The 11,370-nt window shown below is 42.3% G+C and carries 12 protein-coding genes; 3 read left to right on the top strand and 9 right to left on the bottom strand.

Features of this window, described 5'->3' with window-relative positions:
- Positions 1–720 precede the first annotated feature (720 nt).
- Positions 721–972 (top strand): YgjV family protein, encoded by a 252-nt coding sequence (locus UQW94_RS00635; protein ID WP_005376619.1) that lies wholly within the window; start codon positions 721–723, stop codon positions 970–972.
- An 88-nt stretch (positions 973–1,060) separates the two neighbouring features.
- Here UQW94_RS00635 and UQW94_RS00630 read toward each other — a convergent pair whose 3' ends face one another.
- A complete protein-coding gene (locus tag UQW94_RS00630; protein ID WP_033906471.1) occupies positions 1,061–1,342 on the bottom strand; it encodes a DUF2218 domain-containing protein in 282 nt (93 codons plus the stop codon).
- A 41-nt stretch (positions 1,343–1,383) separates the two neighbouring features.
- Positions 1,384–3,390: a TonB-dependent siderophore receptor gene (locus tag UQW94_RS00625; protein WP_262680803.1), complete on the bottom strand. Its 2,007-nt coding sequence runs from the start codon at positions 3,388–3,390 to the stop codon at positions 1,384–1,386.
- Between the two features lie 116 nt (positions 3,391–3,506).
- Here UQW94_RS00625 and UQW94_RS00620 point away from each other — a divergent pair, with 116 nt between their 5' ends.
- Both UQW94_RS00620 and cueR read left to right on the top strand, forming a co-directional pair.
- Positions 3,507–4,475, top strand: coding sequence for a helix-turn-helix domain-containing protein (locus UQW94_RS00620; RefSeq protein ID WP_171343175.1), 969 nt, complete (start codon positions 3,507–3,509; stop codon positions 4,473–4,475).
- An 87-nt stretch (positions 4,476–4,562) separates the two neighbouring features.
- On the top strand, positions 4,563–4,949 hold the full coding sequence (cueR, locus tag UQW94_RS00615) for a Cu(I)-responsive transcriptional regulator (RefSeq protein ID WP_171343174.1): 387 nt from the start codon (positions 4,563–4,565) through the stop codon (positions 4,947–4,949).
- A 42-nt stretch (positions 4,950–4,991) separates the two neighbouring features.
- Here cueR and vctC read toward each other — a convergent pair whose 3' ends face one another.
- From vctC to pnuC, 7 genes are all read right to left on the bottom strand, one after another.
- Positions 4,992–5,747 carry an iron chelate ABC transporter ATP-binding protein VctC gene (vctC, locus tag UQW94_RS00610; protein ID WP_017635379.1) on the bottom strand — a complete coding sequence of 252 codons (756 nt, stop codon included), beginning with the start codon at positions 5,745–5,747 and terminating at the stop codon, positions 4,992–4,994.
- Positions 5,748–5,749: 2 nt separating this feature from the next.
- Positions 5,750–6,700 carry an iron chelate uptake ABC transporter permease subunit VctG gene (gene vctG, locus UQW94_RS00605; RefSeq protein WP_005376631.1) on the bottom strand — a complete coding sequence of 317 codons (951 nt, stop codon included), beginning with the start codon at positions 6,698–6,700 and terminating at the stop codon, positions 5,750–5,752.
- Positions 6,693–7,628: an iron chelate uptake ABC transporter permease subunit VctD gene (gene vctD / locus UQW94_RS00600; protein ID WP_017820306.1), complete on the bottom strand. Its 936-nt coding sequence runs from the start codon at positions 7,626–7,628 to the stop codon at positions 6,693–6,695. Before vctD ends, vctG begins: the two co-directional genes overlap by 8 nt.
- A gap of 22 nt (positions 7,629–7,650) precedes the next feature.
- Positions 7,651–8,559, bottom strand: a complete 909-nt coding sequence (locus tag UQW94_RS00595) for a siderophore ABC transporter substrate-binding protein (protein ID WP_065275234.1) — start codon at positions 8,557–8,559, stop codon at positions 7,651–7,653.
- A gap of 163 nt (positions 8,560–8,722) precedes the next feature.
- Positions 8,723–9,403 (bottom strand): Crp/Fnr family transcriptional regulator, encoded by a 681-nt coding sequence (locus UQW94_RS00590; RefSeq protein ID WP_042522565.1) that lies wholly within the window; start codon positions 9,401–9,403, stop codon positions 8,723–8,725.
- A gap of 134 nt (positions 9,404–9,537) precedes the next feature.
- Positions 9,538–10,269: a nucleoside phosphorylase gene (locus UQW94_RS00585; RefSeq protein WP_017635382.1), complete on the bottom strand. Its 732-nt coding sequence runs from the start codon at positions 10,267–10,269 to the stop codon at positions 9,538–9,540.
- Positions 10,270–10,279: 10 nt separating this feature from the next.
- Positions 10,280–11,011: a nicotinamide riboside transporter PnuC gene (gene pnuC, locus UQW94_RS00580; protein WP_017820308.1), complete on the bottom strand. Its 732-nt coding sequence runs from the start codon at positions 11,009–11,011 to the stop codon at positions 10,280–10,282.
- Between the last annotated feature and the right edge of the window lie 359 nt (positions 11,012–11,370).

The raw sequence follows: 11,370 nt of genomic DNA, 5'->3' as shown, positions 1-11,370 counted from the left end.
CAACATAAGTAAAACTTACTCGTAGTCACAGAAATGTGACACATGTGCTGACGCGTAGATATCGAATAATTATATGAAATTGATACCTTATTCTAATTAAGTGTAGTTGTTTTAAGAAAAGAAGAGAGATGAAATCATTCAGCTAAACGCCAGACTGCCGGTTGCGATCAATAATGGAAGAAAAGCAATGAGAATGTTGTATATACCGGAGCGTGATGACAGCTTAATCAATATCGGTGACGAAAAAAACGTAACGATTAAATATTGAACAACATAAATTGCAGGACAAAATGCAACGATAAAAATGTGGCTTACGATATGAATCCCCGCACACCACGAGTTCGGTTTTGTTCTGATATACAGCAAAAAAAACACGACCAAGCTAATAATAAAATACATAAACACAGCACTTGAAAATAATTATCATTTTCAATCATATGTAAATATTCCCTTACTTTCAATGGTGTTTGAGCTATTAATGTCATCGTTATTATCAATCAACACAATAAGTAAAATTATCAGTAATTCCAGTCCTAAACGTTTGCGTAATCGCTAACCTTCTCTTAACCTTGATTTGAGGCTTTTATCACGGTTTTTCCATTGATATAGTGCGTCCATACAACAAAAAAAGACCATTCGAGGCATGGAGCTTCCTCATTAATCTCAAGATGAGAAGAATTGGTACCGACAAAATTCGGCAGATTTTAAGAGGGTCAAAAAATGGACATGAATATGGTTGAGATTTTAGGTTATGCAGCTTCAATCATGGTCGCTATTTCGCTAACTATGAAAGATATTGTTAAGCTTCGTATCCTTAACTTTATTGGTTGTGCGCTATTTACTGCTTACGGACTAATGATTGATTCTTGGCCTGTAGTACTAACTAACGGTTTTATTGCTTGCGTTAACATCTACTTCCTAGCAAAAATGCAGCAGGAAAAAAAAAGCCTAGAGCCTGAGAAAGCGCAATAGCATTCAAACAATAAAAGCCCGCAAATCATAAGATTGCGGGCTTTTGCTTTTAATATTCCATTTCTATCACAGCATCCCTAAACGAGCGCTAACGAACCCAGCTAAGTGCTAATGTTTCTCGACGAGAAAACATATCCATATGCGATGAAATGATCGCCTTAACCGTATTCAGTTTCTCTTCTGAATCCGCCTCACAGGTTATAGTTAAGCTAGATGCACAAAGGTTAAACTCCGCTTTTCCGGTCGGAAATGTCACCAAACCGCTATTTTCATTCCAAGTAGCAGGAACTTTTCGTCCAAAATGCCGACAAAGCGTCACTAAGTATTTGTCAGCGTGTTCGCTATCTATTCGGGTGCTTTCTTTAATCATGAACTTACTCGTTACTTTGAAACGTCCTATGAAGAACCTTGTTAGAATTGATAAGCTGCAGAGAGCTTGAAGTTGCGACCCGGCTCGTTGTCATCAAGCGTGAAGCCACGTGCAGTACCCGAACGAGACGCATGAGAGCTGTACAACTCGTCAAATACATTATCAATACCAAAGGTCACCGACAGTCCATCAATATCAGACGGCACCCATTGAGCGTATAGATTATGTACATCATAACTTGCTTTCTTTGGCTGACCATCAAAGACGTTATCTTCCTCTAGAACAAACATTGAGTTCCACCCGAAGATCGTTTCTAAAGCGTCTGACTGGTAATCCAAAGTTAGAGCAATGCTATCACCCATATCAATGCTACGCCCATTGCCCCCAGCAACAGGACCACCAGTATTCTTGTTTTTGGTGTCCGACTTAGAGTAAGAAAGTTTGCTGTTAAACTTGTCGTAACCATAAGAAGCACTTGCTTCAAAGCCCTTAATCTCAACATCACCTAAGTTGTAAATCAGGTAAGTTTGAGTCGCGTTTTGGTACTGGTCTGCAATGTAATCATCAATTTCCGTTTGGAATACCGTAATATTCGCCCCAAAGAAATGCTTATCAAAGGTTTTATCAAAGCGAACACCACCCTGCGTGTTCAATCCCGTTTCTGGCTTTAGCCCATCCTCTAAAAATGCAACGTCTTGGTAAGCAATAAAGGTTTCCATTAGCTCTGGACCTTTAAATAGAGAGCGTGCACTCGCAAACAACGTCCAATCTTGAGTCACCGCCCATTCTGCTGCTAGAGCCCAAGTCACATCATCATAATTACTGGTTCCTGTCTCAGCTTTGCGTTTGTAATCATCAAAGCGCATACCTGCAGTAATAAAGAAGGCATCAGAGAAGAAGAACTGATCTTCTACAAACAGTGCGGTTGAAATCGCCGATTCGTCCATAAACTTACGACTACCGTAGTAACTCGAAGACGTTTTATCCATGTAGTCGAAGCCATAAGTGACTCGATTATCAAACTCACCTAACATAACATCTGACTGGAATTTGCCATTCAAACCAAAGTTTTGGTTTTTGGCGGTGTTCTTTGATAAACGATTCGAGGGCCAACGAGGGGCCATCACCGTTTCGTCACGTTTAATTTCTGTCTCGGTATTATAAAGAGTGACGTTTCCTTGGTGTTGTTCGCCTCGCAACTCGTAACTCAAGGTAACGGTATCGCGGTCATAATCCGTAGGGATAAGTAACTTGCTCGACAGGCTATTATTTGCACTACCCGACATATCAGGACGCGGACTGTAATCTCCACTGTCTCGGTACATGTCATAAGAGAGCTCAAAACGATGGATGTCATTTAGTTCATACCCCAGCTTAGCCAGAATGTTGTAAACATCACCTGCAGCACCATAGGTTTTATTGCCATCACCATCTTCAAAATCATCACGCGTAACGTAATGGCCATAGACCATCGCATCAATGTTTTCGGACAAAAGTCCGTACAGTGTCAACGAACCTTGTTGGTTGTCGTTGGATGCATAGCCGCCATAAACACGCGCACCAAACTTTTCATCGTAACGAAGTAAGTCACGAGCGTCTTTCGTTTCAAAGTAGACCGAACCGCCTAACCCGTTTTGAGTCACAGAGTTATTACCTACCTGAATGTCCGCAGATTTGAGAATGTCAGGGTTCAACGTCAAGTTACCAATATGATGGAACATGCTCGCATGCTGAGAAGCACCGTCAAGACGAATGTCCAAATCGGTTTCGCTCAAACCACGAATCGTAATACGTTGATTCACAGAGTGTGTGCCACCAACATCCACACCGGGAATATCGCGCAGTAAATCAGACATATGATCCGCTTGCTTCAGTGACATGTCGTCCGCAAACATCGACTCAGTGTTGCTGGAAACTTTCGTTCCCCATACAACGACCTCTTCAAAATGTGACTCAGTATCTTGAGCTAAAACAGGGGTTGATAGCGCCATTCCCACTGCAAGGCAAAGGCTTGAAAGCTTGATAGGTGAACAAGCAGGGCTTTCCATAACTTCATTCCTAAATATTAATGATAATAATTCTCAGATATAATAAGCATGAGTTTTATAAATACAAAGGCGATTTGGTTATGCGAAATCGCACAAGTGTTATGAGGAAGTGTCAAATGCAGGAAGTCACAACAAAACGAACTAAAATTGCCAAGATAGCTTTAACCCAAAGACTAGAGGCGACAGAGAAACAATGGATTGTCACGCAAGGCCAACCTTGTCAAACTCAACTGGCCGAAGGTAAGTTCCTATCATATCAGTATAATGATCAAATTTTTGTTCATGGTGGGCGTTGTCTAGAACTTATTGATTCGAATATTGTTTCTACTGCACACGCCTCACTGCTGGTCACTATTCTTTTAGAAGGTAGACTCTCGTTTGGCTACGACGATTTGCAATTTGATTTAGACGCGAGCGACGGCCCTAAGGGTGTAGTGGTGAACTTACTCAAACCTGCAAATTTTCGTCGTTCACTGCTCAAAGATAACCTCATTAATAAGATCAACATATTGGTTAAGCCCCAATGGCTAGAGGCCCGCCTTGAGCAAAATTGTAGTCATCAAGCCTTTTTTAACTCTCATCAGGCGTTTCAACAGTTGGAGCTTAACCAGACGCTATGCGAGCTGGCTGAAACGTTAACAAATAGAGAAACACCGCAAGAGTTTCAAGAGAAGCTAGAGGTCGAAAGCTTGATCTATCAAATATTACATCAAGCCACCAAGCAAATTCCTAAGAATTTCAGTGCTAAAAACAGCAGTATTGAACGACACATTGATGGTCGGATTGAGGATATTGTCAGCTATATTGAAACTCACCTTGATCAAGAACTACGCTTGGAAAAGTTGGCGAGCCAATTCTCAATGAGTGTTTCAAACCTGCAGCGCCGATTTAAACAATCACTTAATATGACCATAAACGGCTACATTCGTTTTCGACGTCTTGAGATTGCTAAGCAACATTTGGAACGTGGCCTAGTGACGATAACAGAAGCCGCCTATGAAGCCGGATACCACCACCCTTCTAACTTCACTTATGCCTTTAAAAAGGCATTTGGTGTGCCACCACATGAAGTGATTAAAGAGTAAGGGGACTCTAGGTAACTGACTGTTATTTAGGAGTGTCTTATCCACAACATCGGTATATACTCGCCTTAAACGTTATGGAGGTTAAACATGAATATTGGTGCTATCGCGAAGCTCACAGGGCTTTCATCTAAGTCGATTCGATTATATGAAGACAAAGGGATCATATCTCCACCAGCGCGTAGCGACTCTGGCTATCGCGAATATTCAGATAATCATATTCAAGAGCTTAACTTGGTATCACGCGCAAAAAGCGCAGGCTTTTCGTTGCAAGAATGCAAAGAGTTCGTACAACTTGCTCATAACCCCAACCGCAAAAGTAGTGAAGTAAAAGCAAGAACCATGGACAAACTGAGAGAGGTTGAAGAAAAAATTGCACACCTCATGGAGATCAAAACGCAACTTGAAGGTTGGGTTTCTTCTTGTCCTGGAGATGCAGAGAGCCGATGCCCAATCATAGACGAGCTCACCAAGTAAGCCCGCCTATCTATTGGTCTCGTTAAAAACGAACTAGCTCGCTTAATGATAAGTACACATGCGCTTACCGTTCAATTCTATGATGTTAAATGGCGTTTCGTAGATGTCCTCTAGCGTAGACGCTTGAATAACCTCTTCAACCGCACCACTCGCCACAACCTTGCCTTTCTTAAGCGCCAATATGACATCTGAGTAACACGCCGCGAAATTAATATCATGAATCACGACCACCATGGCTTTATTCATGTCATGGGCTAACTGCTGCACAACTTTCATGATCTGAAGAGAGTGTTTGATATCTAAGTTATTAAGAGGTTCATCAAGAAAGACATAATCTGTATCTTGTGCAATCACCATAGCAATAAATGCAAGCTGTCGCTGACCACCACTTAATTCATCCAAGTATTTGTCTTGAATATCTTGCAAATCTAAGTAGTCGATCGCTTGTTCTATGACCTCATGATCTTCTTTAGTCAGATTTCCTTTAGAGTATGGGAAACGACCAAAAGAGACTAACTCTTTTACGGTAAACCGCATTGTAATCGAGTTAGCTTGGCGAAGTACTGCCAGTTTTTTCGCTAGCTCTTTTGTGTCCCATTCCGCGATTTCCTTGCAATCAATGATAACACTACCGCCATCTCGCTCCGTTAAGCGCGAGGCCATAGATAACAGCGTGCTCTTTCCCGCGCCATTTGGACCGATAATCGATGTTACCTTGCCCTTTTCAAACTGAGTATTGGCCTCGTCTACGACTTTGTTTGAACCGAAAGCCTTCGTTAATTTGTCTATTACTATCATATTTATACAACTTTGTTTTTCAGCAGCAGGTATAAGAAATACGCACCGCCGATAAAGTTAATTACGACACTCAACGTCGTCTCAAAACTGAACACGTTTTCGATTATCCATTGCCCAGCAAGTAATGAACTGATGGATAGAAACGAACATCCGACCAATAGCGTTTTATGTTGGTAACTTCGGAACATTTCTCGGCTTAAGTTGGTCACTAGTAAACCAAAGAACATGATTGGCCCTACCAAAGCCGTAGAAATAGCAATCAAAACCGCCGAGATAATAAACACATTTCTCGTCACTTTAGGTACATCAACACCCAAACTTTTCGCATTGTCTTGGTCGAGCCAAAACACATCTAAAGTGCGATGCATCCTAAACAACAACCAACATGCAAACATCAAAGCCGGAGCACTAAAGTAAACCAAGTTCACTTTGACATTATTGAAACTGGCGTACAGTTTCGACTGAACAATTGCATATGTGTTTGGGTCCATCAGCAAAGAAAAGAATGACGCCGCATTGGAAAATAGCTGACCAAAGATCAAGCCGACCAATAGCAACGTAATCAAGTTCTTGCTGCCTTTTGAAAAGTAAAACCCAAACAGCAGTAGCGAAAACGACACCATTACAATGACTGCAATCGCGAAATTGACGTACAAGTTAAGAACTAAGGTACTCAACCCACCAAAAATCAACACGATCAAAATTTGGGTTAACACATACAGCGCATCAAAACCCATGATACTTGGCGTTAAAATTCGGTTGTGCGTAATGGTTTGAAATACAAGTGAAGACTGAGCAATGGCCACACCCGCTAGCACTATCGCCAATACTTTAGGAACTCTACGAGACAAAAAATATTGGTAGTTGTCAGCCGTTAGCCCAATACCAATAAACAGACACGCGAAAAGAATCGCAATGCCACCTAGCAGCAGGATTTTCGTTGAATCACGCATGTTGCTTACCTCGCAACAACATAGCGATGAATACCACTCCACCCAATATGCTGATCACGATAGAGATTGGCATTTCATGAGGGAAAATAATTAAACGACTCACCAAGTCGCAACACAACACTAAAATGGCCCCATACATGGCCGTAAGCGGAATGTTCTTTTTGAGGTTATCGCCATAAAAGTGACTCACGAGATTCGGTACAATCAGCCCTAAGAATGGCAACTGGCCAACAATCATCACGACACTTGCTGACATGATGGACACCAATAGCACGCCAATCGTCACAACCTGCTGATAATTCAAACCCAAGTTAATCGCGAAATCTTTTCCGATACCTACGGCGGAGATCCTTGCGGCAAAAAGATAGCTGAGGATAACCATTGGTACCGCGATGTACAGCAGTTCAAAATCACCACGCAAGATGTTAGCGAAGTTTGCGACTGTCCAAGCATTCAGACTTTGAAGTGCATCATATTTGTAAGCGATAAACGTAGTCATGGATTGGATGACATTGCCGAAAATAATCCCGACAAGCGGCACAAAAACCACGCTCTTAAATTGAATGCGCTGAATAAAGAAAACAAACGCCAGCGTCCCAAATACCGAGATGCCGAATACGAGCCAAAGGTGATTGTCGTTACCAAAGAAAACCACGCTCAGTACATAGCCCAACATGGCACATTCGATCGTACCAGTTGTAGAAGGTGCAGCAAATCGGTTCTGGCTGATTTGCTGCATGACAAGACCCGCAATACTCAAGCCAGCACCAGCAAGCAATATGGCAAATAAACGTGGTATACGGCTGGTAAAGAAAAGTTCTAATGCTTTCTCATCACCTGAAAAGAGTTGTTGGGGTGTCATGTTTGCCACCCCAACAAATAACGAAACCGTGCTTAAAACCACAAGGGTTAGCAATAACTTCTTCAAAGTTAACCTCTGCTATCTTGGATTACAGTTCAACGGTTTGCTTTATCTCACTGACCATTTTTTCTGTTGCTGTCACACCAGACATCGACAAGTACCACGCGTCCACATCTAAATAAGTGATTTTATGATTTTTATATGCCGCAGTCGCTTTGACTAAGTCGTTATCCATGGATTTACGAATATCGTTATCCGGCGTACCTGTCAGAGAATTTCGGTCAACCACGAGAATATTTTTCGGGTTAGCTTCACGAATAAACTCATAAGAAATGACATCTCCGTGAGTGCCCGTTTTCACGTGCTCAACCGTTTCCAAGAAGCCAAAGTCGTTATAAATGACGCCAAATCGCGACTGGGCACCAAACGCGCTGATGTTGTCACCCATGCTTAAAATCGTTAATGCATCATTTTTGTTCGATTGGTTGTAGTCGCGGATTGCTTTGAATTGAGTATCTAACGCTTCAATTTTCTGCTCTACTTTTTCTTCGATATTGAAGATCTTACCAATATTGCGCCATTGCGCTTGCGTGCCTTCCCAATAGCCTTGGTTTTCTTTCGCCGCGAAAACAACTGTAGGGGCAATTTCACTCAGCTCTTCATATTTCGCAGACGCTCGCGGACCAACCAAAATCAAATCCGGTTTTTGCATGTAGATGGTTTCAAAATCAGGTTCAAACAAACTACCCGCAGAGGTGTAGTTATCTTTGCTGTATTTTGAAAGGTAACTAGGAAGATTAGAAGAGTTAGATACTGCAACGGGATCGATACCAAAGTTGTCCAGCGCATCTAGCGGGCCAAAGCCAATCACAACCACACGCTCTGGGGATTGTTCTAGCTCTGTTTGACCCATGTAGTGGTCAATCACAACTTTAGCAGCGAAAGAAGGAGAAACAGTAAATAACGACAGCATAGCCGCACCGACGAATTTTTTCATTTTGTTAAGCCTTAATGAGATCTATTATCATACGCGTTCGCAATATAACGCTACTCTTTAATGCATTCAACAAAATTTAAGGTACTTTACATTAGTTACGTTTACTCAAGACTTAGATATATCAAAGACTTATAAAACCCATTAGTTTCAATACCTGGGCGTATCATTCATGCGCTTCAATAAACGCTTTGAGTGCCAGCTCATCAATAATCTCCAAACCGTTGTCTGTTTTGGTAATCAATCCCTTTTCAATCAAGTCCTTAACTGCACGTCGATAGACTCGGCCTGAGGTGCCAAACCGCTCAGCCTCTTGGTTCACTTTATCAAAGCCACCAAGGAGCTTATCCGTCTGATTACGGACGAGAAGATCATAGGCAATGTTGTAAGTAATGGGATGCAACAAACGATTAGTGTAGATATCCATGGAGTCTTGATAATCCTCAGCCAATGCTGAAGCGAAGAACACCATCATTTCAGGATGATTTTGCAGAGCTTCGGTTAGTTTTTGGATACAGATAACATCAACCTGCATATGTTCATCTGCTATCACATTCCATTGACAAGGGGTCTGAGTGAAGAACTCCATTTCACCATAAATATGATAGTCGCAGTTAGCTTCCCCTAATTGAAAACGTCGTCCATTTGCGGCCAATATGTTCATCGAGACTCGACCTACTGGCACAACATACAAGTACTGAAGTTGCTCACCTTGGCGGAGAATTGCTTCCCCAGCATCAAAGTAACGCGAATTTATTTGGCATTGATAAATCAAATCGCGAAAGGTGGCACTCTTTTCTTCAAGGTATGTTTTGAAGCGACCAGTCGGATAAGGGCTGATTTTCATTTTCTGCTCTCTCAGAAAAAGTTACGGACAACTATTTAAGGTGGATTGTACCCCGTAACTCCAAATAAAAAAGCGACAGTGACCTGTCGCTTTACATCTATTCTGTTTATGTGACTTACTGAGATAGAGACTGGCTAACGCTGAGCAACCAAGGCTTCTAATGCCGTAATCGCGGCACTCTTCTCACCTTGCATCATTACTTTGGCCTCATCAACGTACTGACCAACCCCTTCTTTCACATCTTGTTGATACAGCACCACGTTGTTTAATATCGAAGCCACATGAAGGCCTCGTAGTCGACCGACCGTAAACAGCGCAGAGGTTTCCATATCTGCACCTAAGATGCCTTTCTTGTTCCAATGTTGGCATATTGCATCCTCGTCATCGGTATAGAAACTGTCGTGAGAACGCACCACACCAAAATGATAATGCACTTTTTGCATCGACAAGTAACGCTCAACTTCCTTTAACAGTGAAAAGCTTGCGTAGGCTGGATAAGACGAATCGACATACGCTTTAGAGCCGCCCTCATCTCTTACCGCGCCTTCGGCAATGATCAACTCGCCAAGGTGAATGCCTGATTGCATTGCCCCCGCCGATCCAACGCGTACCACATGAGTCACACCGCACTGTTTTAGCTCTTCCACTGCGATGATCATCGATGGCGCACCTATACCTGTACTACACACTGAAACAGGCTTGCCTTTGTAGTTGCCGGTAAACACACGATACTCGCGGTTTTCCGACACCATTTCTGCATCATCAAATAATGCCGCGATACGATTCGCTCGATCTGGCTCGCCACATACAATAACGAGGGGAGCGATTTGTGTTTCATCCACTCCGATATGAGGTTGTTTGGCCATTTTTCGTTCCTTACGCAGCAGCGTGCGCTAAGGTTTTATCGCCATTGCGCTTAGCGCTACGAGCCCACTCACGCGTGCCATTGGCAGCGATGAACATAAGAATCGCGTACTGAACAGACATTGCGTAAACACCTTGCGTCGCGTAGATACCCACACTGATAATGTTAATCACGACCCATAGAATCCAGTTTTCGACGTATTTACGTGTCATCAGAATTTGTGCAACCACAGAAAGCACTGTCATGGTTGCATCCCAGAACGGGAACGCGTCAGGTTCAAGCACCGGTTCAGCCAAGTCAGCACCAAAGAGATTCAAGCTATCAACAGCAATGTTTGCTAGCGCAAAGAAAAATGGGTCGATATAGATCGTTAATAATGCGATACATGCAACGCTAATAGAGGCAGTAGTAATAAGTTTCTGTTTATTTAACCAGCGAACCTCCAGCGTTTCACCTTGTGCGTTTGGACGAGTCCACGCATACCAGCCGTAAATGTTCGCACAGAAGAAAAACAATTGAAGAAGCAATAATCCGTATAACTGAATTTGAAAAAAGATAACGGCAAAAAGCGTGACATTCAGCAAACCGAATAAGTAGTTGATGGTTTTTTCTTGGCTGGCAAACCAAATGCAAAGCAGTCCAAAAACGGTACCGAAAGCTTCGATCCAGCTCATTGCGTAGCCGTCGCCAATCGGAATGTTAACGAGAGTATTATTAATATCGAGTAAGGCAAAGAGGTCCATAACATGTCCTTTATTATTTTGTTTGGAATACGCTTATATTAGAGCGTGATCCCCAACAAAAAGGAGGACATTTGTCCTCCTCTTGATGCACTCGATCATAATTCAGTTCAATGTTTACTTGAAAGCAATAAATGATGCTATTGAACGGTGTTGGAAATAGACGTGCCTATGAGTCCAAGCCTAGATAGCGTTTTTTGAATGCAGAAGCTGATGCAAATAAAGCTGACGCCAAAAGTGTAATAATAAAGCCAATTGCGTACTCAAATGCTTCATTAACCAGTAGCTGATAGCAGCTCACAAAAAAAATCAATACAACTGTAATAACATTAACTCGGTGAAACCAAGGGTGTTTTACAGAT

The sequence above is a fragment of the Vibrio sp. PBL-C16 genome (assembly GCF_034321865.1).
GTDB classification, from domain to species: Bacteria; Pseudomonadota; Gammaproteobacteria; order Enterobacterales; family Vibrionaceae; genus Vibrio; species Vibrio alginolyticus.
Note: the sequence above shows the minus strand (reverse complement) of the source record. Positions and strands in the feature narration are given on the sequence as shown.

Bases quoted from the DNA above. Each gene is read 5' to 3' on its own strand.
- UQW94_RS00620 (WP_171343175.1), top strand. From the start codon at position 3,507: ATGCAGGAAGTCACAACAAAACGAACTAAAATTGCCAAGATAGCTTTA.
- vctC (WP_017635379.1), bottom strand. From the start codon at position 5,747: ATGATAGTAATAGACAAATTAACGAAGGCTTTCGGTTCAAACAAAGTC.
- UQW94_RS00585 (WP_017635382.1), bottom strand. From the start codon at position 10,269: ATGGCCAAACAACCTCATATCGGAGTGGATGAAACACAAATCGCTCCC.
- UQW94_RS00635 (WP_005376619.1), top strand. From the start codon at position 721: ATGGACATGAATATGGTTGAGATTTTAGGTTATGCAGCTTCAATCATG.
- UQW94_RS00630 (WP_033906471.1), bottom strand. From the start codon at position 1,342: ATGATTAAAGAAAGCACCCGAATAGATAGCGAACACGCTGACAAATAC.
- UQW94_RS00625 (WP_262680803.1), bottom strand. From the start codon at position 3,390: ATGGAAAGCCCTGCTTGTTCACCTATCAAGCTTTCAAGCCTTTGCCTT.
- UQW94_RS00595 (WP_065275234.1), bottom strand. From the start codon at position 8,559: ATGAAAAAATTCGTCGGTGCGGCTATGCTGTCGTTATTTACTGTTTCT.
- cueR (WP_171343174.1), top strand. From the start codon at position 4,563: ATGAATATTGGTGCTATCGCGAAGCTCACAGGGCTTTCATCTAAGTCG.
- UQW94_RS00590 (WP_042522565.1), bottom strand. From the start codon at position 9,403: ATGAAAATCAGCCCTTATCCGACTGGTCGCTTCAAAACATACCTTGAA.
- pnuC (WP_017820308.1), bottom strand. From the start codon at position 11,011: ATGGACCTCTTTGCCTTACTCGATATTAATAATACTCTCGTTAACATT.
- vctG (WP_005376631.1), bottom strand. From the start codon at position 6,700: ATGCGTGATTCAACGAAAATCCTGCTGCTAGGTGGCATTGCGATTCTT.